Here is a 21,797-nt window from a genome sequence, read left to right as displayed (position 1 = left end):
AGGAGAATCGAATTAATAGCACCTAAAGCGTTTCATTAATGCTACTGTGAACCCCATGGCCCGAGTTCGTCAAGCCGGTCGCCCCACTCGGGAGCAGGCCGCCCAGCGTCACCTCGAGCTCCTCGACCGTGCCTTGGAAGTATTCCTGGACAACGGATTCGAGCGTGCCACCATCGAGGCCATCGCGACGGCCGCCGGCATGGCCAAACGCACCATCTACAGCCTCTACCCGGACAAATCCGCGCTGTTCGAGGCCGCGGTACAACGCGCGGTGGACCGCTGGCTGGTGCCCATCGAGACACTGCGTGCCGCCGAGACCGACGATCTGGAAGAAACCCTGCTGGCCATCGGGCGGATCCGGCTGGCCGGCATCACCAGCCCGGCCGGCATCGCCCTGCAACGCATCCTCAACGCCGAAGGCAACCGGTTCCCCCAACTGTTCCGGCTCGTCTACGAACAGGGCACCCTGCCCGCCATGACGTTCATCGCCGAGGTCCTGACCCGGCACGCCGAAGCCGGAGCCATCGAGATCGACGATCCCGAGGTGGCCGGAACCGCCTTCCTGAGCATGGTCGTCGGCGGTCCCGCCACCGGCGCCCTGTGGGGCGTGGCCTGGACCCCCGACGACCTGGACAAGCGGATGCGCGCCTTCGTCCGGTTGTTTCTCGACGGGGTGCGCCCGCGTCGCCCATGACCCAACCACCCCCGAAAGGACACCATGGACCAGGACACCTATGACAAGGGTTTGGCGATCCGCACCGCCGTACTCGGTGAGGACTACGTGCGCCAGGCAGCGGGCAACGTCGACCCGTTCTCCAAGCCGCTGCAAGATCTGGTCACCGAGTACTGCTGGGGGGCGGTCTGGGGTCGAGACGGACTGGAGCTCAAGACCCGCAGCATGCTGAACCTGGCGATGATCTCGGTCCTGAACCGGCCCAACGAACTGCGCACTCATATCCGGGGCGCACTCAACAACGGCGTCAGCCGCGAGGAAATCTGCGAAATCTTCCTGCAGGTCGGCATTTACGCGGGTATCCCGGCAGCGGTCGACAGCTTCCGGCTGGCCCGCGCGGTGTTCGCCGAACTGGACGAGAACGAGAGGCAGGCATGAATCCGGAGATCGGCTTCATCGGCCTGGGCAACATGGGCCGACCGATGATGCGCCGGCTGCTGGAAGCCGGATTCCCGGTGGTGGTCTTCGATGTCCGCGAGGACGTGCTCGCCGAGGCCGTCACACTGGGCGCCCAACCGGGCACCTCGGTGCGCGATGTGGCCGACCGGACCGAGACGGTGCTGGCCAGCCTGCCCACCCCGCAGGTCTCCGAGGCCGTGGCGGCCGACGTCGCCGACGGCACCCGGGTGCAGCGGTTCGTCGACCTGTCCACGGTCGGCGGTCAAGCCGCACAACGCAATCACGCCGCGCTGGCCGCCCGTGGGATCGCGGCGCTGGACAGCCCGGTCAGCGGCGGGGTCCATGGCGCCGAGGCCGGTACCCTCGCGGTGATGGTGTCCGGTCCACACGACCAATTCGAGCTGCTGGCACCAGTTTTCGATGTCATCGGCCGAGCGATCTTCGTCTCGGAAACACCCGGCGCCGCACAGACCATGAAACTGATCAACAACCTGATGGCCGCCACCACCCTGGCCGCGACGGCAGAGGTGATGGTGATGGGCGTGAAGGCCGGGCTCAGTGCCGACGTGATGATCGACGTACTCAACGCCGGATCGGGCGGCACCCATGCCAGCCGGGACAAGTTCCCGCGGGCGGTGCTCCCCCGCACCTTCGACTACGGATTCGCCACCGGCCTGATGGCCAAAGATGTACGCCTGTACCTGAAGGAGGCGAAAGCCCTTGGCCTGCCATTGGAGATGGCCGAGACCGTCCAGCGGATCTGGGAGCAGACGCTGGAGTGCGAGGGTGCCGATTCCGACTTCACCTCGGTGATCAAGCCGATGGAGAAAAGCGCCGGCGTGATCGTCGAGGGCGGATCTCGGTGAGCACACCGAGCCCAGTTCGCGATGCCTGCTACAGCGAGTCGACGAACAGTTTGTGGATGCGCCGGTCGCCGGTCATCTCCGGGTGAAACGACGTCGCGAGCATCGAGCCCTGACGCACGGCGACGATGTGGCCGGCGGCGCGGGCCAGCACGGTGACACCGGGCCCGACCCGCTCCACCCAGGGCGCCCGGATGAACACCGCATGCACCGGCATGTCGAGTCCGTCGAAGTCGATGTCGCCCTCGAAGGAATCGACCTGACGGCCGAACGCGTTGCGCCGCACCGTCATGTCGATGCCGCCCAGCGGGACGGCGGCGCGTCCCTCGACCCCGGCGTCCACGATCTCGCCGGCCAGCAGGATCATCCCGGCGCAGGAGCCGTAACACGGCAGCCCGTCGGCCATCCGCGCCCGCAGCGGTTCGAGCAGATCGAACTCGCGCAGCAAGTGGCTCATGGCAGTGGACTCCCCGCCCGGGATCACCAGGGCGTCAACCGCATCGAGCTCGGCAAGCCGGCGCACGGTGTTCGCCTCGGCCCCCGCCTCACGCAGCGCGGCCAGATGCTCGCGGGTGTCCCCCTGCAGCGCCAACACCCCGACCCGGGGACTCACGAGACTTCTGGCGGCGCGAAGTTGCGCTGATAGCGGGTCAGCCCCTCCTGCATCACCGCAGCCACCATCTCGCCGTAGCGGTTGAAGATCTTGCCCTGGGTCAGCGAACGACCGCCGCACGCCGAGGGCGAGGACTGGTCGTAGAGCAGCCACTCGTCGGCGCGGAACGGCCGCATGAACCACATGGCGTGGTCGAGTGACGCCACGTTCAGATGCTTGCGCACGTCGAGGTGGTTGACCTGGGCCGATCCCAGCAGGGTCAGATCACTCATGTAGGCCAGCGCACAGATGTGCAGCACGTGATCGTCGGGCAGCGGGTCGCGGTGGCGGAACCACACCTGCTGCTGCGACGCCTTGCCCGGCAGCCGGGCCACCTTGTCGCGCGGCACGATGCGTACATCCCATTCGGCGAACTGCGCGAAGCCGGCGTCGTCGAACGCTCCCCCGGACCGGAAGCCGGGCAGGTCGTCGGGCCCGGGTGCCTGGGGCATGGCGTCCTGATGCTCGATGCCGGTCTGGTCGGTCTGGAACGAGGCCGACATCGTGAAGATCGTCTCGCCGTGCTGGATCGCACTCACCCGCCGGGTGCAGAACGAACCACCGTCGCGGATGCGCTCGACGGTGTAGACCGACGGGGCCCTGGCGTCGCCCGGCCGCAGGAAATAGCCGTGCAGGGAGTGCACCTGAAACGCTGGGTCCACCGTGCGTACCGCCGAGACCAGCGACTGGCCGGCCACATGGCCGCCGAACGTACGCTGCAGGAATCCCGACTCGGGGCTGAACACCCCGCCGCGATAGATGTTGACCTCGAGCTGCTCCAGGTCGAGAATCTCTTCGATCGCCATGCAGTTACTTCTGCTCTTCGCGCACGCGGCTCATCACCAGCCGCGTTCGGCGAGCCGATGCGGCTGGGCGATCTCCTCGACGTTGATGCCCACCATGGCCTCGCCGAGACCCCGCGACACCTTGGCCAACACATCCGGATCGTCGTAGAAGGTGGTGGCCTTCACGATCGCCGCGGCCCGCTGCGCCGGGTTACCGGACTTGAAGATCCCGGAGCCGACGAACACGCCCTCGGCGCCGAGCTGCATCATCATCGCCGCATCGGCTGGGGTGGCGATCCCGCCGGCGGTGAACATCGTGACCGGGAGCTTGCCGGCCCGGGCCACCTCGGCCACCAGCTCGTAGGGTGCCTGCAGTTCCTTGGCCGCGACGTAGAGCTCGTCTTCGCTCATCGAGGTGAGCCGACGGATCTCGCCGCCGATCTTGCGCATGTGGGTGGTGGCGTTGGAGACGTCCCCGGTGCCGGCCTCGCCCTTGGAGCGGATCATCGCCGCGCCCTCGGTGATCCGGCGCAGCGCCTCGCCCAGGTTGGTGGCACCGCACACGAACGGCACGGTGAACTTCCACTTGTCGATGTGGTTGGTGTAGTCGGCCGGGGTCAGCACCTCGGACTCGTCGATGTAATCCACCCCGAGGCTCTGCAGGATCTGTGCCTCGACGAAATGCCCGATCCGGGCCTTGGCCATCACCGGGATGGTGACCGCGGAGATGATGCCCTCGATCATGTCCGGATCGCTCATCCGTGACACCCCGCCCTGGGCGCGGATGTCGGCGGGTACCCGCTCCAGGGCCATGACGGCGACCGCACCGGCGCCTTCGGCGATCTTGGCCTGCTCGGGGGTGACCACGTCCATGATCACGCCGCCCTTGAGCATCTCGGCCATCCCGCGCTTCACCCGCGCGGTACCGGTTTGGTTGCTGGAGCCGTTCTGCGCCGCGGTAACCACTGCTCTCTCCTTCAAATTGCTACTGAATCAGTCTAGGTGGAGCCGGCAAATCCATTACATCCGCGATCACCGGATGGCTTGCAGCTCACGTGGCGCGGAAGTCCGCACGTTCGCCGGCGTTGTCGCCGACAGCGAGGCCAATTCGTTGGCCTGAGCCAGCAGCTCACCCAGTTGAAGCGGATATACGGCCTCCCCGCCGGCAACCAACTCGGCGATCATTGTTGCATCGCACCACCGGTGGCCATGAATGTAGTGCCGCTCCAGGGTGGTGCGCCCCGTTGCGGCGGGTTCGAACCGGGCCGTGCGGTGGATGAAGAAGTACTCCTCGCTGCGGATCACCGAGGCGTTGAAGTCGATCACCGCGTCGCGACGCCAGACCGGTCCGATGAGCACCTCCGGCGCCGTCTGCAGGCCGGTCTCCTCGACGAGTTCACGGGCCGCCGCGGCCGCCAGGTTCTCCCCGGGCCGGACTGCGCCGCCGACGGTGAACCACCACCGCGGCGCCGGGGTGTCCGGGTCCTCGATCGCCGGGTCGCTACCGTGCAGCAGCAGCACCGCGCCGGTCTCGTCGAGCAGCACCACCCGCGCCGAGGTGCGCCGGCTCACCGGGTTGACCTCAGCTTGCGATTCGGCGCGTTCCACGATCTCGAAATAGGTTGGCAGCGCGGCGGTTCCACCGAGTCGCAGGGCCCGCACCAGCCGACGTTCCCGCAGTGCCAGGGTGTCGCGCACGGCGTCGTTGTGGAAGCGCCGGGCCAGCAGCACCCGGGCTTCGGCGTCGGCCAGCTCGGCCACCAGCGCCACCGGCAGCTCGGCCGGCTCGACCGCGGCCAGCGCGGCCGACAGATCGTTCTCGGCGGCCTCGCGGGCGGGCCGCGGGGCCCGCTCGGCGGCGTCGGCCAGGGCCGCCAGCCGTTTGCCCTCGGGGGCGCCCGGGTAGGCGTCGAGAGCGACGGCGCGGGCCACCACCGCCCGCCGCGCCAGCGCACCGTCGAGCGCCTGCCAGGACAGGTCGTAGCGCACGTGCAGCCGGTCCAGCCGATTGGCGGTCTGGTAGGCCCATCCCGCCACCAGGAGCACCACGGCCAGCACCAGCAGCGCCGCGATCACAATCCAGGTCGACATGACTAGTCGCCCACCTGCACTTTCGTCCCGGCACTGGCCACCGTCTCGTACACCCGCATGATCTGGCCGGCCACCACCGACCAGTCGTACCGCGTCACCCGCTCAGTGGCCTTCTCGATGTAGCGCTCGCGCAGCCCGTCGTCTTCCAGCACCGCGATCAGGGCGTCGGCCAGCGCCTCGGCGTCACCGACGGGCACCAGCCGCCCGGCCTGACCGTGGTCGAGGACGCGGCTGAAGGCGTCGAGCTCACTGGCCACCACCGCGGTGCCGGCCGCCATGGCCTCCACCAGCACGATGCCGAAGCTCTCCCCGCCGAGGTTCGGCGCGCAGTAGACGTCTGCGCTGCGCATGGCCGCGGCCTTGGCCTCGTCGTCGACCTGGCCGAGGAACCGCAGGTGCCCGGCCAGCTCGCCGGCCTGCTCGCGCAGCTCGGTCTCATCTCCCCGGCCGACGATCAGGATCTCGATGTCGGAGAACCTGCGCACCAGTTTCGGCAACGCCCCCAACAGCACCGCCATCCCCTTGCGGGATTCCTCGAACCGCCCGAGAAACAGCACCGAGTGGCCGGGCCGCGGATACCCTTCCAGGCGTGGGGCATTCGCGAAGGCGGGCACGTCGACGCCGTTGGGGATCTCCACCGCGTCGGAGCCCAGCGCCTCCATCTGCCAGCGCCGGGCCAGGTCCGACACCGCGATACGGCCGACGATCTTCTCGTGGTACGGACGCAAGATCCCCTGAAACACGCTGAGCGTCAACGATTTTGTGGTCGAGGTGTGGAATGTGGCGACGATCGGGCCTTCAGCGGCCTGCAGCGCCAGCATCGACAAACTGGGCGCATTGGGCTCGTGCAGGTGTAACACATCGAAATCGCCTTCGGCGATCCACCTTTTGACCTTGCGGTGGGTGGCCGGCCCGAACCGCAGCCGAGCCACCGAGCCGTTGTAGGGAATCGGGACCGCCTTTCCGCCCGAGACCACGTAATCCGGCAGCTTCACATGCGGCGACGACGGGGCCAGCACGCTGACGTAGTGCCCGCCCGCGCGCATCACCTCGGCCAGCTGCAGCACATGGGATTGCACCCCGCCCGGCACATCGAACGAATACGGACAGACCATCCCGATACGCATGGCTAGCTCCGTCGCCTCTTCGCGCAAACGCTCATCAGGTGGTACCCAGTCGGGCGCGACGTTCGTCGGAGAGATCGGCGAGCCACTGCGGTTGCAGCATGTGCCAGTCGGCCGGATGGGCGGCGATGTTCGTCTCGAACCGGTCGGCCAGCTGCTGGGTCACCAACGACACATCTCCCGACGAGGTGTCGAGCGCATCGAAGATCTCCACCACGCAATCGTCGCCGTCGTAGTGGATGTGCGCCGGGTGCAGCGGTGCACCGGTCTCGATCGCCAACTTGGCCGGGCCGGCGGGCATCCGGGTGGCCTCGCCGAAGAACTCGACCTCGACGCCGTTGCGGGTGAGGTCGCGGTCGGCCATCAGGCAGATGAACATGTTGTCGCGCAACCGTTCCGAGAGCACCTCGAACGGCGGGCGCTCACCGCCGGACGTCGGGAAGACCTCGAATCCGAGGCTCTCCCGGTAGTCGATGAAGCGGCGGTACAGCGATTCGGGTTTGAGGCGTTCTGCGACGGTGGCGAAGGTGCCGTACTGCTGGGCCAGCCACACCCCGGCCATGTCCCAGTTCCCACTGTGCGGCAGTGCCATCACGGCCCCGCGGCCGGCCTCGTGCGCAATCCGGAACTTGTCCGCCCCGATGAACACCTCGTCGAGCCGCTTGGCCACGGCAGTCAGATCCATCGACGGCAACCGGAATGCCTCGCGCCAGTAGCGGGCATAGGAGGCCAGCGACGCCCGGATCAGCTCATCGGGCACCTGCTCCGGCGTGACGCCGATGACCCGGGCCAGGTTCTTGCGCAGCTGCTGCGGCCCACCGCCCCGGGCGGCATAGCGGGCACCGACGTCGAACAGGTTGCGCGCCAACACGTCCGGCATGGACCGGACGAGTTGCCAGCCGGCCGCGTAACCGAGGTCGGTCAGCTGTCCCGGAAGCGGGATACTCATGACGCACCCGCCTCGGGTTGCTGCAGCGGGTCCATCGCACCGGCCGACGTGCGCACCGTGTGCAGCCGCTGCGCCACGGTGACGACGCTGGCCACCGCCAGCACCCACATGGCCACCGGCAGCGCCCACGGCAGCGGGAAGAACGGGAAGTCGGACAGCCCGGCGCCGACCAGCACGATCACCAGTCGTTCGGGGCGTTCGATGATGCCGCCGTCCCCGCGCAGCCCACTGGCCTCGGCGCGGGCCTTGATGTAGGAGGTCACCTGCGAGGTGACCAGGCAGATCAGGGTGGCGACGACGAGCGAGGCACTGTGCAGACCGAAGGCCGCCCACCACAACAGGCCGGCGAACACCGCACCGTCGCTGATCCGGTCGCACGTGGCGTCCAGCACGGCACCGAACCGGGTGCCGCCGCCGCGTTCGCGGGCCATCGCCCCGTCGAGCATGTCGGCCAGCACGAAGAACGAGACCACCACGCCGCCGGCGAACAACGCACCGATCGGGAACAGGGTGAGGGCGCCGACCACCGATGCCGCGGTCCCCACGATCGTGACGATGTCGGGCGTCAGCCCGGCGCGCAGCGCCGTCTTGGCCACCGGCCGCGACAGCTTGACGTAGGCCGCGCGGGTCATCAGGTAGAAATTGCTCACGGGCCCATTTCCCGTCGCTGTGCTCGCCCTGGCTGGCGGACCCATTCCGTCGCCAGCAGCTCTCGGGTCTCGCTCAGCAGCTGCGGAATGACCTTGGCGCCGCCGATGATCGTGATGAAGTTCGCGTCGCCGCCCCAGCGCGGCACCACGTGCATGTGCAGGTGCTCGGCCAACGACCCGCCGGCGGACATCCCCAGGTTCAAACCGACGTTGAACCCGTGCGGGCTGGACACCGCCTTGATGACGCGGATCGCCTTCTGCGTGAACGCCATCAGCTCGGCGCTCTCGGCGTCGGTGAGGTCCTCCAGCTCCGAGACCCGCCGGTAGGGCACCACCATGAGATGGCCCGGGTTGTACGGGTAGAGGTTGAGCACGGCGTACACCAATTCGCCGCGGGCCACCATCAGCCCGTCCTCGTCGGACATCGCGGGGATGTCGGTGAACGGTTCCGACGAACCGGCCGACCCGACTTTTTTGTCGCTCTTGACCGCATCCACGATGTAGCTCATCCGGTGCGGGGTCCACAGCCGCTGCAGGTGATCCGGCTCGCCCACGCCATGGTCGATGATGGCGTCTGCGCCGCCGTGGTCGACGATCGACCGCTCGTCGTCGGTCATACTTTGACCAGGTCCGCCGTCGGCACCACATTGTTGCGATCAGCGATCCACTTCACGATCGCCTCGACCGCCTCGTCGCGGGGCACCCCGTTGATCTGGGTGCGGTCACCGAACCGGAAGCTCACGGCGCCGGCCTCGAGATCTTTGTCGCCGGCCAGCAACATGAACGGCACCTTCTGGTTGGTGTGGTTGACGATCTTCTTCGCCATCCGGTCGTCGCTGCCGTCGACCTCGACCCGCACCCCGCGCGACTTCAGTTGGGCGGCAACGTCGTAGAGGTAGTCCAGGTGCGCGTCGGCGACCGGGATCCCGACCACCTGCACCGGCGCCAGCCAGGCCGGGAACGCGCCCGCATAGTGCTCGGTGAGCACCCCGAAGAACCGTTCGATCGAGCCGAAGAGGGCGCGGTGGATCAAGACGGGCCGTCGACGTGATCCATCCTGGGAGGTGTACTCCAGCTCGAACCGGTCGGGCATGTTGAAGTCCAGCTGGATCGTGGACATCTGCCAGTTGCGCCCCAGCGCGTCCTTGACCTGCACGGAGATCTTGGGTCCGTAGAACGCCGCGCCGCCCGGATCCGGCACCAGGTCCAGGCCCGAGGCTTCGGCGACCGAGCGCAGGGTCTCGGTGGCCTCATCCCACATCTCGTCGGAGCCCACGTACTTGTCGGGGTCCTTCGTGGACAGCTCCAGGTAGTAGTCGTCCAGGCCGTAATCCGACAGCAGGTCGAGCACGAACTGCAGCAGCGAGGTCAGCTCGTCGCGCATCTGCTCGCGCGTGGTGTAGATGTGCGCGTCGTCCTGCGTCATGCCGCGCACCCGGGTCAGCCCGTGCACCACACCGGACTTCTCGTAGCGGTACACCGAGCCGAATTCGAAGAGCCGCAACGGAAGTTCACGGTAGGAACGGCCTCGCGCCCGGTAGATCAGATGGTGCATGGGGCAGTTCATCGGCTTGAGGTAGTAGTCCTGGCCGGGCTTGCGCACCGTGCCGTCCTCGTTGTACTCCGCGTCGATGTGCATCGGCGGGTACATGCCGTCGGCGTACCACTCCAGGTGACCCGAGGTGATGTAGAGGTGTTCCTTGGTGATGTGCGGGGTGTTGACGAACTCGTAGCCGGCCTCGGAGTGCTTGCGCCGCGAGTAGTCCTCCAGCTCCTTGCGGATCACCCCGCCCTTGGGGTGGAACACCGGCAGGCCCGAGCCCAGCTCGTCGGGGAAACTGAACAGGTCGAGCTCGACACCGAGCTTGCGGTGGTCGCGCCGCTGCGCCTCCTCGAGCAGCTCCAGGTGACGATCGAGAGCCTCCTGCGACTCCCAGGCCGTCCCGTACACCCGCTGCAGGCTGGCGTTCTTCTGGTCACCCCGCCAGTAGGCGGCGCTGCTGCGGGTCAGCTTGAAGGCCGGGATGTACTTGGTGGTCGGGATGTGCGGGCCGCGGCACAGATCACCCCAGATCCGTTCCTTCGTGCGGGCGTTGAGGTTGTCGTAGGCGGTCAACTCGTCGCCACCGACCTCCATGATTTCCGGATTGTCGGACTTGCCGAAATCTTCGGAGACCAGCTCAAGCTTGTAGGGCTCATCGGCCAGCTCGGCGAGCGCCTGGTCCTTGGATTCGTAGACGCGCCGGGAGAACAGCTGACCGTCCTTGATGATCTTGGCCATCCGCTTCTCGAGCTTGGCCAGGTCTTCCGGGGTGAACGGCTCGGCCACGTCGAAGTCGTAATAGAAGCCGTCCGTGATCGGCGGGCCGATACCCAGTTTGGCCTGCGGGAACAGCTCCTGCACAGCTTGGGCCAGCACATGGGCACACGAGTGCCGGATGACGCTGCGGCCATCGTCGGTGTTGGCCGCCACCGGCGTCACCTCGACATCGGTGTCGGGGGCCCAGGAAAGGTCCCGAAGCCGGCCGTCGGCGTCACGCACCACCACGACCGCGTCGGGGGTTCCGCGGCTGGGCAGATCCGCCTCGCGCACCGCCGCGCCGGCGGTCGTCCCGGCCGCGACCCGGATCGGGGCAGCGAGGACTGGACTGGGGGCGGCGCTCATCGGGGAGTCTCCTACCATGCGAGGACTAGTACGAACGCGACCATGCTATCGGTGCGGGCCATCGGTGTTGCTGATCAGGACCCCAATCCGAGGGGGCTCTTGAGCCACGGCTGCTCGAACCCGACCAGGCCCGCGGTGAGGCCGACCACGCCGAACAGCCACAGGGTGGCCAGCACGATCAATCCGGTGAACGCCGCACTGAGCCCCTTGACCGCGATGTGCTGACGGTCGAACCACGCCATCACGCGGTCGTAGCGGGCCCGGACGTAGCGCAGGGCCCGTTTGGCGAAGTCGAATTCACTGGCCAGGATCGCCAGGCCGAGGAACACGATGGCCCATCCGGGGCCCGGGTACGGGATGGCGATGATGCCGACCGCCAGGACCAGGGTGCCGATGACCCCGATGGCGATCCGGTAGGCGAAATCGAGAGTCGGCCGAGTACGCAGCCGCTCCCGCCAGGCGGTCCAGCGTGCCTTCACCTCGGCCAGGTTGGCTGCCACACTCATGGCTGCCCCGGCTTGAGCCGCACGAACAGCGCATCACCCTCGGTGAGCACCCGGCCGTCGTCGAGCACCCGGCCGGTGACGAAGATCTTGCGTCCCTCGATGCGATCGATCCCCGCGTCCACCTGCAACTGTTTTCCGATCGGCACGATCTGGCGGTAGTCGATGCCCAGATGCGCGGTGCGCTGGTAGGGGCTCTGGGTCAGGCTTGCCGCGGTGTAACCCAGCAGCGAGTCGAACATCAGCCCGAGCACGCCGCCGTGCACCGCACCGTTGCGACCCAGGTGGTACCGGCGGAACCGGACGGTGCCGCCAACCCGGCCGTCGGTGACCGAAACCCGCAGCGGCACCGAGGTGATGTTGCCCCGGTTGGGCAGGTCCAGCCGCCGACCCGACGGTGCGTTCCATTCATCGGCCTCGTACGGCGCCAGCAGCGCCGAAACCTTCTCGATCAGGTCGGCGGCTTCGGTGAACACCTCGTCCGGGGCGTCGGCACCGCGGGCATGGTCCTGCAGGGTGCGCACCGCCTCGATGAACCGGCCGTAATCGGGCCCGCCACGGTCGGTGGGGTCGGGCGGGTTGAACCCGCCGCCGGGGTGTGCGCTGTGTGTGGCCACACGGCCACCGTATTAGTGCCATGGTGGTGACGTGAAACTGGACGACCTGCCAGGCCGGGCACTGACCTATCCGGAGGTCGGCGCCACCGCCGGCGAACTGCCCGCCGGCTACCGGCACATCCGGGCCTCGGCCCAGATCGGCACCGGCCGTGATCGCTTCGAGCAGGCCGGTGCCGCGGTGCTGCGCTGGGGCATGCAGCGCGGCGCGGGTCTGCGGGTGCAGGCCACCTCGGACTCCGCCGCGGCCGGCACCGAGCTCGTGGTCCGGATCGGGCCCATCCCTGCGCCGTGCCGGGTGATCTACGTGCTCGACGAACCCGATCGCCGGGGCTTCGCTTACGGCACGCTGGCCGGGCATCCCGAATCCGGTGAAGAGCTGTTCTCGGTGCGCTACGACCCGGCGACCGACACCGTGCACGCCGAGGTGGTGGCGTTCTCCCGCCCGGCCACCTGGTGGAGCCGGCTGGGCGGCCCGGTGACACGGCTGCTGCAGCAGCTGGTGACACGCCGATATCTCACGGGCATCTGAGCTTCAATACCCCCATGACATATCGGGTGATCCAGTGGGGTACCGGCGCGGTCGGCAGCGAGACGCTGGCGGCGACGTTGGACGACCGTCCCGACCTCGACCTGGTGGGGGTCAAGGTCTATTCGGAAGGCAAGGACGGCACCGATGTCGGTGAGCTGCTGGGCCGGCCGCCGATCGGCATCCGCGCCACCACCGACGTGCAGGCCATCCTCGAACTGGAGGCCGACTGCGTGGTCTACACCCCGCGGACCGCGAACCTGGACGACGTGTGCGCCCTGCTCGCCGGCGGTAAGAACGTGGTGACGACGGCGTTCCTGTTCCATCCGCAGCGGATGCCCGCGGCCGACCGGGACCGGTTGCTGGCGGCCTGCACGGCCGGCGGCAGCACGGTGCACGGCAGCGGGCTGAACCCCGGCAACCTGTCCGGCGCCCTGCCGCTGGTGCTCTCGGGCATGAGCCGGCGGATCGACAAGATCACCTTGCAGGAGCGCGCCGACTGGTCGGACTACGACAGCACGCACATCACCTTCGACAACATGTCGTTCGGTCGCCCGGTGGACGAGATCGGGGTTGACGCAACCGAATTCCTGGCGTTCAACAACGAACTGTTCACCGAACAGGTGTGGCTTCTGGCCGACGCCCTGGGCGCCGACATCGACGAGGTGACCTCAACGGTGGAAGCCGTGGCCGCTCGTCACGACCACCAGATCTTCGACCATCTGCTGCCCGCTGGTACCACCGCCGGGCAACGGTGGAACTGGGTGGGCGTGCGCGACGACGAGCCACTCATCGAGATCGAGACCCTGTGGACCGTCGGCAATGAATATCCCGGGCATTGGCCGCGGCCCAAGCACGGCTGGACGCTGACCATCGAAGGCGACCCGTCCATGCAGACCCACTTCTTCAGCCTGGCCAGCTTCACCCGCGAAGCGTCGATGGCCGAGCACGTGCGGGCCGCCAACGTCGCCACCGCGATGCAGGTCCTCAATGCGGTGCCCGAGGTCTGCGACGCCGAACCCGGGTTCGCCACCCTGGCGACGCTGCCGCTCATCCGCAGCCACCGCGGGTTTCGCCGACAGTGACTTACCGGACGATGGCCGAGCTGGGTTCCCGCGGCGCGCCCAGCATGTCCCGGTGCGACGGCGGCACCCGACCACCTTCGTCGGTGATGCCGTAGCGCGCCGCCAGTTCGGCGCCGATCACCGTGTGGCCGGACAGTCCGGCCAATCCCGGGTCCCGGTACAGCGCGTCGATGAGATACCCGGTGAACTCCGGGGTTTCGGCGTGCTCGGCGGTCTTCGCGAGCGCATCGGAGTGCCCCGCGAAAGCGGCCTTGAACTTTTCGGTGAGCAGGATGCCCATCCAGATCGACACCGTCGACACCCCCGTGCCGGCAAAATCGACCGCCATGTCGGCGGCCAGCTTGTCCACCCCGGCCTTCTGCGCCCCGTAAGCCGGGCCATGCATGTAGCAGACCGAACCGGGCGACGAGGTGAACGCGATCAGGCCCCGCTCGGCGGCCAGCAGCAGCGGAGCGGCATACCAGGACGCCACGTAGGCCGACCGCAAACCCACATCCAGCACGTCGGCCAACTCGATCGGCTTCTCCCAGAAGGGTTTCGGGTCGACCAGGTCGTCATGTACCGCTGCGGCATTGTTGACCAGCAGGTCGAGCCGACCCTCCTGCGCACCGATCCGCTCGAACAGGGCACCCACCGCGACGTCGTCGGCGTGGTCGAGTTGAACTGCCACCCCACCCTCCCCCGGGTCGGTCACCGTGCGTCCGGTGACATACACCCGCCAACCCGAGGCGAGCAGGGCCCTGGCGATCCCGCGGCCCGCGCCGCGGCTCGCCCCGGTGACGACAGCGATCGGGGTGTCCATGGGTTTCAACTTACGGCGCGGGTCAGCGCGACGGCAGGCCGAGGCGCTCCAATTGCTCCCGCAACCGGTGGCGGCCCGAAGTGACTGCGGGCCGGCCAGCCTGGCTGAGCATCCGCTGACTCCAGCTGCCCGACAATCCGTAGCGGTTGTTGTAGGCCGCCAACCGCTCGTCGTAGCCGGGCAGGTGCCCGTCCGCGGAACCCGCGTCGTAGCCCGAACGTCGCCACGGCGCGCGGCGGCAGGTTCAGCTCGGCCACCGCCTCCTCGGGGTCATTACGGATGACTCCCACGAAAACCGTTCCCAGCCCCAGTGATTCGGCTGTCACCACGGCGTTCTGCGCAGCCAGCGCAGTATCGACGAAACCGATGATCGTGGTTTCCAGGTAGTCCGCGCCGTCGAGCGCCGCCCCCGAGCGTTGCGCCAACCGGCAGGCCGCCGACGCGGCCGCCGAGGTCTGGCGTGGTGGTGGTGGTGGTGGGCTGACGGCTGGCGAAGCGTCCTTGCCCGCCTCGTCCCGATCAGAGTGGGCGCGGCGGCCGCGCCGAACATCAGTCTCTGGCTACCGGAACCTTTCAGCGCGACTTAATATCTCAGGTGCCGGCGAGCGGCACGAGAATTACAACCGCCGTGATTCCTGGGGCCCGGAGGTCATAAAGCCCTGATCAGGAGCCGCCATGCCGAACCAAGCACCCCGCACCCGGTAACCATGGGTGTCACCACCCTGCGATCATCTCCTCGCAGGAGGTGGGAGATGCTGGACCTACGTCGAATGATGCTGCTGTCCGATCTTGCAGACCTTGGCTCGGTGACCGCCGTGGCAGAGCATCGCAACATCACGAGTTCTGCTGTTTCCCAACAACTTCGCGTGCTGGAAAGTGAGATCGGCGCGGCGCTGTTCCGACGCGACGGACGCACCCTGGGCCTCACCCGCAGCGGCCAGGTTCTCGCCGAGCACGTACGTCGTGTCCTTGCCGCCGTCGACGAGGCCGTGAGTGCGGTAGCCGAAACCCGGGGCCGGGTGGCCGGGCAGGTCGCGATCGCGACCTTCAACATGGGTGTTCCGACCCTGGCCGTCCCATTGATGCAACGGCTCCGCATCGAGCAGCCGAATCTTCGCGTGCAGGTCCAACAGGATACGAGTGCGGCAGCGTTGCGGCTACTGCGCCAGGGCGAGGTCGACGTGGCGATCACCTGCAGATACGACTTCGTCGCGCCAACATCGACCGGTGGCCTGACCTCGGTACCGTTGCTGTTCGAACCGTTCGTGCTGCTGGCCTCCACACAGGCACAACTGCGCGTCCGCTCGCATGGCTTGTCAGCGCTGGCCGATGGGTTCTGGGTGACCGGCCCACCGGGCTCCGGCCTGGACGTCGCCGTCACCCACGCGTGTGAGAGCGCCGGTTTCACCCCGCAGATCAAACACCGGTTGATCGGAGCGCAGAACATCTGCGAATTGGCGGCCACCGAGGTCGCGTCGGCCATCGTGCCCAGGTTGTCTGTTCCCTCGAAACTGGAAGGTCTGATCGTGGAAGGACTCACACTCGGCGGTCGCACCGTCAGCGCCGTGGTCCGTGCCGGACGACAGCGCGACCCCAACATCGCGGTGATCCTGCACTCGTTGCAGGTGATCGCAGATCAGGCGCTGGACGGGAAATCCACCGCGCCCCTGGATGTCGCATCATGACCCCATCCCGGCCGTTCGTCGTGTACGGAGTCGGTGCGATAGGAGGCGTGATCGCCGCACAATTGCGGCTCGCCGGGTTCGACGTGACCGCCGTCGCCCGAGGTGAGCACCTCAACGCGATCCGCTCCGGCGGCCTCACACTGGTCACGCAGGCCGGGACCGACACCGTGGCACTACCGACCGCGGCAAACGCCGGCGAGGTCGACTGGTCGGCGGACCCGGTGGTGATCCTGGCGGTCAAGAGTCACCAGACCGCCTTGGCTCTAGACGATCTCAGCGCCCACGCAGCGACGGGCACGCCGGTGTTCATCGCGCAGAACGGGGTGACCAACGAGGCCGCGACCCTGCGGAAGTTCGCCGATGTGTACGGCGTCACGGTGATGCTCCCGGCGGCTCATCTCGAACCCGGTGTGGTCATCCAACAGAGCCATCCGGTGGCCGGGATCCTGGATCTCGGTCGCTACCCGACCGGACACGACGAACTGGCCGAACAAGTCGCCGCAACCTTGCGCGAGTCCCGGTTCCATTCGCAGGTCCGTGCGGACATCGTGGCGTGGAAATACCGCAAACTGATCGCCAATCTCGGCAACGGGGTGATCGCTGCGTATCGCCCGGGACCGGATGCCGACGAGCTGATCGCCCGTGCCCGGACAGAGGCCGAACATGTGCTCACCGCCGCCGGAATCCCTTTTGTCACAGCCGAACAGGATGCACTGCGCCGTGCCGATCTGCTGCAGGGGCGGGTGAACGACAACTACCTGAGCTCGACCTGGCAGAGCGTGGCGCGGGGCCACACCCAGGTCGAAACCGACTGGTTCAACGGCGAAATCGTGTTCCAGGCCCGCCTGCACGGCCTGCGTGCACCCGTCAACGAACTCATCCAGCGAGTCACCGCCGAACACGCCCGCGTCGGACGCCCGGTCCGGTCCCTCGACGCCGCTGCCACACTGAAGAAACTCGGGGGCGCCACGAGCCCACCGCGTATCGACAACATCCCGGTTGCCTCAAACTAGGCCGCCGTGCTCCATGCCATCCGGATCTCGCGCCGGACGAGATTGGCTCCGAGGCCGAACGCGGCCCCCTGCGTCGACCGCACCCACGGCTGGCCACAGGGCCGTGGGGAAGAATCGTGGCTGCCATGACCGACAGCGACGAATTTCCCGGCACCAATAGGCGACCGCATATTCTGCGGCTGATCGCCTTTGCGTTGTTTCTGTTCGGCCTGTTCTACCTGGTCGCCATCGCCCGCATTATCGACGTCGACGACATCCGGGCCGCGGTGGCCGCCACCGGGCCCGCGGCCCCGCTAGCCTACGTCGTGGTGTCGGCCGGCCTGGGCGCACTGTTCGTCCCAGGCCCGATCCTGGCCGCCGGCAGCGGCGTGCTGTTCGGACCGGTGCTTGGCACGTTCGTCACGCTCGGCGCCACGGTCGGCACCGCCGTGGTGGCCAGCCTCATCGGCCGGCGTGCCGGACGGGCAGGCGCCCGGGCGCTATTGGGAGCGCAGCGGTCCGACCGGTTGGACCGCCAGATCGAGCGCGGCGGGTTGTGGGCCGTGGTCGGGCAACGGTTCGTCCCGGGGCTGTCCGACGCCCTGGCCTCCTACGCGTTCGGTGCGTTCGGGGTACCGCTGTGGCAGATGGCGGCCGGGGCGTTCATCGGATCGGTGCCCCGCGCGTTCGTCTACACCGCACTGGGCGCCTCGATCAGCGATCTGTCGGCCCCACTGGCCTATACGGCGATCGGGGTGTGGTGCGTCACGGCGATCGCCGGGGCGTTCGCCGCCCATCGTGGCTACCGCTCCTGGCGCCGCAGCCACGACTCCGGGGCCGATCCGGCCCCGGAGCAGGCACCGTGACGGCTACTTTCCGAAGCCCGCGTTACGCAGCGCCTCGGCCATCGACCCCATCGGCTGGTTCGCGTCCCGGCGCCCGGAGTTCTTGCCGCGGTTCTGGTTTCGCCGATCCCCACCGCGCCCCTGGTTGGCACGGTTCTGTCCGCCCTGCCCGCCCTGGCCGGGTCGCTTGGCCTGGTCACGCTGTGGGGTGTCGTTGAGCCGCAGGCTCAGGCCGATGCGCTGCCGTTCCACGTCGACGTCGACGACCTTGACCTTGACCACCTGACCGGACTTGACCACCTCGTGTGGGTCGGAGACGAACCGGTCGGCCATCGCCGAGACGTGCACCAGACCATCCTGGTGCACACCCACGTCGACGAACGCGCCGAAGGCGGCGACGTTGGTCACCACACCCTCGAGCACCATGCCGGGCTTGAGGTCGGCGACCTTCTCCACTCCGGCGGCGAAGGTGGCGGTGGAGAACGCCGGTCGCGGGTCACGCCCCGGCTTTTCCAACTCGGCCAGAATGTCGGTCACCGTGGGGATCCCGAACCGTTCGTCGGCGAACTCGGCGGGTTTGAGCCCGCGCAGGGTGCGCTCGTCGCCGATCAATTCGGCCAGCGTCACGCCCGAGCGGTCCAGAATGCGCCGCACCACCGGGTAGGACTCGGGGTGCACCCCGGAGGCGTCCAGGGGGTCTTCGCCGTCACGAATCCGCAGGAAGCCGGCACACTGCTCAAACGCCTTGGGCCCCAAGCGTGGAACGTCCAGCAGCGCCTTACGGCTGCGGAACGCACCGGTGCTCTCCCGGTACGCCACGATAGCCTCGGCCAGGGATTCCGTCACCCCCGACACCCGGGCCAGCAGCGGCACCGAGGCGGTGTTGAGATCCACCCCCACCGCGTTCACCGCGTCTTCGACCACCGCGTTGAGGCTGCGGGCCAGCGAGCCCGGGGTCACGTCGTGCTGGTACTGCCCCACCCCGATCGACTTCGGGTCGATCTTCACCAGCTCGGCCAGCGGATCCTGCAGCCGGCGGGCGATCGAGACCGCGCCGCGCAGCGTCACGTCAAGGTTCGGCATCTCCCGGGCCGCGTATTCCGACGCCGAGTACACCGATGCACCCGCTTCGCTGACCATCGCCTTCACCGGCGCCTTGGCTCCCGCCGACCGGATGTCGGCGATCAGCTCCGCGGCCAGCGCGTCGGTCTCGCGCGAGGCGGTGCCGTTGCCGACGGCGATCAACTCCACGTTGTGCCGCGCGATGAGCGCCGCCAGCGTGGCCTTGGCCTGATCCCACTGCTTCTGCGGCTGGTGCGGGAAGATCGCGCAGGTGTCGACGACCTTGCCGGTGGCGTCGACGACGGCGACCTTGACCCCGGTGCGGAAACCCGGGTCCAGGCCGAGCGTGGCTCGGGTGCCGGCCGGTGCGGCCAACAGCAGGTCCTTGAGATTGCGGGCGAACACCGCCACCGCCTCCTCCTCGGCGCGCTGACGCAACCGGATGCGCGCGTCGACGGCGGCCGAGATCATCAGCTTGGCGCGCCAGGCCAAGCGGACGGTGGTGGCCAGCCACGGGGTGGCGGGCGCCTTGGTGGTCATGTCGATGCCCAGGGCCTGCGCGATCATCGCCTGGTACTGCTCGTCCTCACCGCCGTCGAAGTTCAGCGACAGCGCCTGTTCCTTCTCGCCGCGCAGCACCGCGAGCACCCGATGCGACGGCATGTTCTCCAGCGGCTCGGAGAACTCGAAGTAGTCCCGGAATTTCTGGGCGGCAGGGCTTTTCGCAGCTTCTTCCGACCAGGGGCCGGTGCGCAGCGAGCCGTCGGCCCAGAACTTCTCACGGGTGGCGCCGACCAGCTCGGCATCCTCGGAGGCCCGCTCGATGATGATGTGGCGAGCGCCGTCCAGCGCCGCGGCCGCGTCGGCAACGTCCTCGCCGAGGAACTCACCGGCCGCCTCGTCGGGGACCAGCGTCGGATCGGCCAGCAACCGATCGGCCAGCGGCTCGAGGCCGGCCTCCTTGGCGATCTGGGCCTTGGTGCGTCGCTTCGGCTTGTAGGGCAGGTAGATGTCTTCGACCCGGGCCTTGGTGTCGGCCTTCAGGAGCGCGACCCTCAACTCGTCGGTGAGCTTGCCCTGTTCTTCGATGGAGGCCAGCACGGCTTCCCGGCGCTGGTCGAGTTCGCGCAGGTAACCCAGGCGCTCTTCGAGGGTGCGCAGCTGGCTGTCGTCGAGGCCGCCGGTGACTTCTTTGCGGTATCGGGCGATGAAAGGCACCGTCGCTCCCTCGTCCAGCAGTGTCACCGTCGCGGCGACCTGCCGTTCGGCAACGGCGAGTTCCTCGGCCAGACGGGCAGTTACGGATTTGATGGTTCCGACGGTCACGCTCTGAGTCACGTCGCAGAACCCTACCGAATCGGTCCGACGATCCCTCGCCGCGAAGCGCCGTCGGCCATCCGGTGTCTACAGGCTGTCGAGGGCGGCCAGCAGGCGCCGGCCGACCTCGGCGGCGATCTCGGCCAGCGTCGGCTCCGCGGTGACCTCGGCCATCAGATTCGGGTTCATCGCCTCGACGACGACCACTGCGTCGCTGTCCGGACCGGTGCGCAACACCACATTGCACGGCAGCAACACGCCGATCGGCCGGTAGGCGTTGAGAGCCTGCTGGGCGAACTGCGGATTGCAGGCACCCAGGATCAGGTAATCGCCCAGCTCGTCACCGGCCCCGCCGCCCAGCTTGTTGTTCAGCGTCGTCCTGATGTCGATCTCGGTCAGCACACCGAAACCCTGGGCGGCCAGCGCGTCGCGAGTGCGGGCGACAGCTTCGTCGAATGGGCCCTTCGTCGTGGCCACCAGCGCGATGTCCATCGTGCATCCTTCCGTGCCTCATCCTCGGGTGAGTCTCCAGTTCATCCTGCGCCCCGGCGCCGTGCCGTCGCGGTCAAACCGTCCACCCCGCCGGAATATATACCCCTAGGGGTATGTTGCACCGTTCGACAGACCCCAGAAGGAGACTTCCATGACCACCCGCAACCTCGGCTACGCCGATTTCGAATCGACCATCCGCGACAACGACATCGTCCTGGTCGACTTCTGGGCCTCGTGGTGCGGCCCGTGTCGAGCCTTCGCCCCGGTCTACGAGCGATCCGCAACGGCCCATCCCGAGCTCGTGCACGCGAAAGTCGACACCCAGGCCGAGCCCGAACTCGCGGCCCTGATGGAGATCAGTTCCATCCCCACCGTCGCAGTGTTCCGCGACGGCGTGCTGGTGTTCCGTCAGCCCGGAGCCCTGCCCGCCGCCGCCCTGGAAGACCTGATCTCACAGGTCGCCGCACTCGACATGGACCAGGTCCGGGCCAAGATCGCAGCCCGCTGAAATGACAAAGCCCTTACCGAAAACTCGGTAAGGGCGATACCTGGAGTGGTCCCGGCTGGGTTCGAACCAGCGACCTTCCGCGTGTGAGGCGGACGCTCTCCCACTGAGCTACGAGACCGTGGGAACGACGTCGAACACTAGCACGCATCCGCGGTCAGACCCGAATCGGTGCCCCGGAGTTCGCGTCGCCGCTGCGCCACGGCCGAGATCCGGCGCCGCGCCGACATTGAGACGGGCATCACACACCCGAAAGTCGAAATCGCCACGGATTCATGCGTGCGACAGGCCGGCCGCCTGTTCGGAAACACCAGCTTTCACCGCGCTTTGCCCATTCGTAATGGGGATTTGTGTCTGCGCACGTCGGTGGACTAATGTTCTGCATCGCGACGGGCGACGATCTCGCTCGTGGCGCGCGGATGTAGCGCAGTTGGTAGCGCATCACCTTGCCAAGG

At 67.9% G+C, this 21,797-nt stretch carries 24 protein-coding genes and 1 tRNA gene; 9 read left to right on the top strand and 16 right to left on the bottom strand.

The genetic code is table 11. The features are described 5' to 3' along the window. Nucleotides 1–55: 55 nt before the first annotated feature. Genes FR943_RS13000 through FR943_RS12990 form a run of 3 tightly spaced genes read left to right on the top strand, consistent with a single transcriptional unit; the run spans nt 56 to nt 1,998 of the window. Nucleotides 56–694 carry a TetR/AcrR family transcriptional regulator C-terminal domain-containing protein gene (locus FR943_RS13000; RefSeq protein ID WP_217157639.1) on the top strand — a complete coding sequence of 213 codons (639 nt, stop codon included), beginning with the start codon at nt 56–58 and terminating at the stop codon, nt 692–694. 24 nt (nt 695–718) lie between these two features. Beyond that, the gene (locus tag FR943_RS12995; protein WP_217157637.1) at nt 719–1,111 is read left to right on the top strand and encodes a carboxymuconolactone decarboxylase family protein; all 393 of its coding nucleotides are present in this window, start codon (nt 719–721) and stop codon (nt 1,109–1,111) included. Next, entirely contained in the window at nt 1,108–1,998 is an 891-nt protein-coding gene (locus FR943_RS12990) for an NAD(P)-dependent oxidoreductase (RefSeq protein WP_217157629.1), read from the top strand. The genes FR943_RS12995 and FR943_RS12990 overlap by 4 nt, the downstream gene beginning before the upstream one ends. 28 nt (nt 1,999–2,026) lie before the next feature. Here the strand turns inward: FR943_RS12990 and pdxT are convergent, their stop codons facing one another. From pdxT to FR943_RS12935, 11 genes are all read right to left on the bottom strand, one after another. After that, nucleotides 2,027–2,608, bottom strand: a complete 582-nt coding sequence (gene pdxT / locus FR943_RS12985; RefSeq protein WP_217157628.1) for a pyridoxal 5'-phosphate synthase glutaminase subunit PdxT — start codon at nt 2,606–2,608, stop codon at nt 2,027–2,029. Further along, a complete protein-coding gene (tesB, locus tag FR943_RS12980) occupies nt 2,605–3,453 on the bottom strand; it encodes an acyl-CoA thioesterase II (RefSeq protein ID WP_217157625.1) in 849 nt (282 codons plus the stop codon). Before tesB ends, pdxT begins: the two co-directional genes overlap by 4 nt. A gap of 33 nt (nt 3,454–3,486) precedes the next feature. Beyond that, nucleotides 3,487–4,398 carry a pyridoxal 5'-phosphate synthase lyase subunit PdxS gene (pdxS, locus tag FR943_RS12975; protein WP_217157622.1) on the bottom strand — a complete coding sequence of 304 codons (912 nt, stop codon included), beginning with the start codon at nt 4,396–4,398 and terminating at the stop codon, nt 3,487–3,489. A 66-nt stretch (nt 4,399–4,464) separates the two neighbouring features. Then, entirely contained in the window at nt 4,465–5,523 is a 1,059-nt protein-coding gene (locus FR943_RS12970) for an NUDIX hydrolase (protein ID WP_217157619.1), read from the bottom strand. A 2-nt stretch (nt 5,524–5,525) separates the two neighbouring features. Next, a complete protein-coding gene (locus tag FR943_RS12965) occupies nt 5,526–6,650 on the bottom strand; it encodes a glycosyltransferase family 4 protein (RefSeq protein WP_217157617.1) in 1,125 nt (374 codons plus the stop codon). Nucleotides 6,651–6,684: 34 nt separating this feature from the next. After that, on the bottom strand, nt 6,685–7,596 hold the full coding sequence (locus FR943_RS12960; protein ID WP_217157615.1) for a phosphatidylinositol mannoside acyltransferase: 912 nt from the start codon (nt 7,594–7,596) through the stop codon (nt 6,685–6,687). Then, the gene (pgsA, locus tag FR943_RS12955; RefSeq protein WP_308170538.1) at nt 7,593–8,246 is read right to left on the bottom strand and encodes a phosphatidylinositol phosphate synthase; all 654 of its coding nucleotides are present in this window, start codon (nt 8,244–8,246) and stop codon (nt 7,593–7,595) included. Before pgsA ends, FR943_RS12960 begins: the two co-directional genes overlap by 4 nt. Then, nucleotides 8,243–8,863 (bottom strand): ATP adenylyltransferase, encoded by a 621-nt coding sequence (locus FR943_RS12950; protein WP_217157612.1) that lies wholly within the window; start codon nt 8,861–8,863, stop codon nt 8,243–8,245. The genes pgsA and FR943_RS12950 overlap by 4 nt, the downstream gene beginning before the upstream one ends. Further along, complete coding sequence (gene thrS / locus FR943_RS12945) at nt 8,860–10,911, bottom strand: threonine--tRNA ligase (RefSeq protein ID WP_217157610.1); 2,052 nt, start codon at nt 10,909–10,911, stop codon at nt 8,860–8,862. The genes FR943_RS12950 and thrS overlap by 4 nt, the downstream gene beginning before the upstream one ends. Nucleotides 10,912–10,985: 74 nt before the next feature. Then, complete coding sequence (locus tag FR943_RS12940) at nt 10,986–11,417, bottom strand: TIGR02611 family protein (protein ID WP_217157608.1); 432 nt, start codon at nt 11,415–11,417, stop codon at nt 10,986–10,988. After that, a complete protein-coding gene (locus tag FR943_RS12935; RefSeq protein ID WP_217157605.1) occupies nt 11,414–12,031 on the bottom strand; it encodes a PaaI family thioesterase in 618 nt (205 codons plus the stop codon). Before FR943_RS12935 ends, FR943_RS12940 begins: the two co-directional genes overlap by 4 nt. Nucleotides 12,032–12,062: 31 nt before the next feature. On the opposite strand from FR943_RS12935, the gene FR943_RS12930 reads away from it, so the two are divergent. Beyond that, complete coding sequence (locus FR943_RS12930) at nt 12,063–12,560, top strand: DUF1990 domain-containing protein (protein WP_217157602.1); 498 nt, start codon at nt 12,063–12,065, stop codon at nt 12,558–12,560. A gap of 14 nt (nt 12,561–12,574) precedes the next feature. Next, nucleotides 12,575–13,642 carry an NAD(P)H-dependent amine dehydrogenase family protein gene (locus tag FR943_RS12925; protein WP_217157599.1) on the top strand — a complete coding sequence of 356 codons (1,068 nt, stop codon included), beginning with the start codon at nt 12,575–12,577 and terminating at the stop codon, nt 13,640–13,642. A 1-nt stretch (nt 13,643) separates the two neighbouring features. Here the strand turns inward: FR943_RS12925 and FR943_RS12920 are convergent, their stop codons facing one another. Further along, nucleotides 13,644–14,444: an SDR family NAD(P)-dependent oxidoreductase gene (locus FR943_RS12920; protein ID WP_217157597.1), complete on the bottom strand. Its 801-nt coding sequence runs from the start codon at nt 14,442–14,444 to the stop codon at nt 13,644–13,646. Between the two features lie 5 nt (nt 14,445–14,449). Next, entirely contained in the window at nt 14,450–14,869 is a 420-nt protein-coding gene (locus FR943_RS26675; protein ID WP_217157589.1) for a nitroreductase family protein, read from the bottom strand. Nucleotides 14,870–15,151: 282 nt separating this feature from the next. Between FR943_RS26675 and FR943_RS12910 the strand changes: the two genes are divergently transcribed. The 3 genes from FR943_RS12910 to FR943_RS12900 all read left to right on the top strand — a co-directional run bounded on the left by FR943_RS12910 (nt 15,152) and on the right by FR943_RS12900 (nt 17,987). Then, nucleotides 15,152–16,129: a LysR family transcriptional regulator gene (locus tag FR943_RS12910; protein ID WP_308170537.1), complete on the top strand. Its 978-nt coding sequence runs from the start codon at nt 15,152–15,154 to the stop codon at nt 16,127–16,129. Beyond that, nucleotides 16,126–17,142 carry a ketopantoate reductase family protein gene (locus FR943_RS12905; RefSeq protein ID WP_217157584.1) on the top strand — a complete coding sequence of 339 codons (1,017 nt, stop codon included), beginning with the start codon at nt 16,126–16,128 and terminating at the stop codon, nt 17,140–17,142. The genes FR943_RS12910 and FR943_RS12905 overlap by 4 nt, the downstream gene beginning before the upstream one ends. Before the next feature lie 125 nt (nt 17,143–17,267). After that, nucleotides 17,268–17,987, top strand: a complete 720-nt coding sequence (locus tag FR943_RS12900) for a TVP38/TMEM64 family protein (protein ID WP_217157581.1) — start codon at nt 17,268–17,270, stop codon at nt 17,985–17,987. Nucleotides 17,988–17,990: 3 nt separating this feature from the next. Here FR943_RS12900 and FR943_RS12895 read toward each other — a convergent pair whose 3' ends face one another. Both FR943_RS12895 and FR943_RS12890 read right to left on the bottom strand, forming a co-directional pair. After that, nucleotides 17,991–20,366: a Tex family protein gene (locus FR943_RS12895; RefSeq protein WP_217157579.1), complete on the bottom strand. Its 2,376-nt coding sequence runs from the start codon at nt 20,364–20,366 to the stop codon at nt 17,991–17,993. A 66-nt stretch (nt 20,367–20,432) separates the two neighbouring features. Next, on the bottom strand, nt 20,433–20,837 hold the full coding sequence (locus tag FR943_RS12890; RefSeq protein ID WP_217157577.1) for a DUF302 domain-containing protein: 405 nt from the start codon (nt 20,835–20,837) through the stop codon (nt 20,433–20,435). A gap of 151 nt (nt 20,838–20,988) precedes the next feature. On the opposite strand from FR943_RS12890, the gene FR943_RS12885 reads away from it, so the two are divergent. Then, entirely contained in the window at nt 20,989–21,345 is a 357-nt protein-coding gene (locus tag FR943_RS12885; protein ID WP_217157574.1) for a thioredoxin family protein, read from the top strand. Nucleotides 21,346–21,391: 46 nt separating this feature from the next. Here FR943_RS12885 and FR943_RS12880 read toward each other — a convergent pair. Then, nucleotides 21,392–21,463, bottom strand: a tRNA-Val gene (locus FR943_RS12880). Nucleotides 21,464–21,797: the final 334 nt, after the last annotated feature.

It is taken from the genome of [Mycobacterium] fortunisiensis (assembly GCF_019050325.1).
Classification (GTDB): Bacteria; Actinomycetota; Actinomycetes; order Mycobacteriales; family Mycobacteriaceae; genus Mycobacterium; species Mycobacterium fortunisiensis.
Note: the sequence above shows the minus strand (reverse complement) of the source record. Positions and strands in the feature narration are given on the sequence as shown.

What these genes read in the sequence shown, in the direction of transcription:
- FR943_RS13000 (WP_217157639.1), top strand. Translation starts at nt 56, where the DNA reads ATGGCCCGAGTTCGTCAAGCCGGTCGCCCCACTCGGGAGCAGGCCGCC.
- FR943_RS12995 (WP_217157637.1), top strand. Translation starts at nt 719, where the DNA reads ATGGACCAGGACACCTATGACAAGGGTTTGGCGATCCGCACCGCCGTA.
- FR943_RS12990 (WP_217157629.1), top strand. Translation starts at nt 1,108, where the DNA reads ATGAATCCGGAGATCGGCTTCATCGGCCTGGGCAACATGGGCCGACCG.
- tesB (WP_217157625.1), bottom strand. Translation starts at nt 3,453, where the DNA reads ATGGCGATCGAAGAGATTCTCGACCTGGAGCAGCTCGAGGTCAACATC.
- FR943_RS12970 (WP_217157619.1), bottom strand. Translation starts at nt 5,523, where the DNA reads ATGTCGACCTGGATTGTGATCGCGGCGCTGCTGGTGCTGGCCGTGGTG.
- FR943_RS12965 (WP_217157617.1), bottom strand. Translation starts at nt 6,650, where the DNA reads ATGCGTATCGGGATGGTCTGTCCGTATTCGTTCGATGTGCCGGGCGGG.
- FR943_RS12960 (WP_217157615.1), bottom strand. Translation starts at nt 7,596, where the DNA reads ATGAGTATCCCGCTTCCGGGACAGCTGACCGACCTCGGTTACGCGGCC.
- FR943_RS12950 (WP_217157612.1), bottom strand. Translation starts at nt 8,863, where the DNA reads ATGACCGACGACGAGCGGTCGATCGTCGACCACGGCGGCGCAGACGCC.
- thrS (WP_217157610.1), bottom strand. Translation starts at nt 10,911, where the DNA reads ATGAGCGCCGCCCCCAGTCCAGTCCTCGCTGCCCCGATCCGGGTCGCG.
- FR943_RS12940 (WP_217157608.1), bottom strand. Translation starts at nt 11,417, where the DNA reads ATGAGTGTGGCAGCCAACCTGGCCGAGGTGAAGGCACGCTGGACCGCC.
- FR943_RS12925 (WP_217157599.1), top strand. Translation starts at nt 12,575, where the DNA reads ATGACATATCGGGTGATCCAGTGGGGTACCGGCGCGGTCGGCAGCGAG.
- FR943_RS12920 (WP_217157597.1), bottom strand. Translation starts at nt 14,444, where the DNA reads ATGGACACCCCGATCGCTGTCGTCACCGGGGCGAGCCGCGGCGCGGGC.
- FR943_RS12910 (WP_308170537.1), top strand. Translation starts at nt 15,152, where the DNA reads ATGGGTGTCACCACCCTGCGATCATCTCCTCGCAGGAGGTGGGAGATG.
- FR943_RS12905 (WP_217157584.1), top strand. Translation starts at nt 16,126, where the DNA reads ATGACCCCATCCCGGCCGTTCGTCGTGTACGGAGTCGGTGCGATAGGA.
- FR943_RS12900 (WP_217157581.1), top strand. Translation starts at nt 17,268, where the DNA reads ATGACCGACAGCGACGAATTTCCCGGCACCAATAGGCGACCGCATATT.
- FR943_RS12890 (WP_217157577.1), bottom strand. Translation starts at nt 20,837, where the DNA reads ATGGACATCGCGCTGGTGGCCACGACGAAGGGCCCATTCGACGAAGCT.
- FR943_RS12885 (WP_217157574.1), top strand. Translation starts at nt 20,989, where the DNA reads ATGACCACCCGCAACCTCGGCTACGCCGATTTCGAATCGACCATCCGC.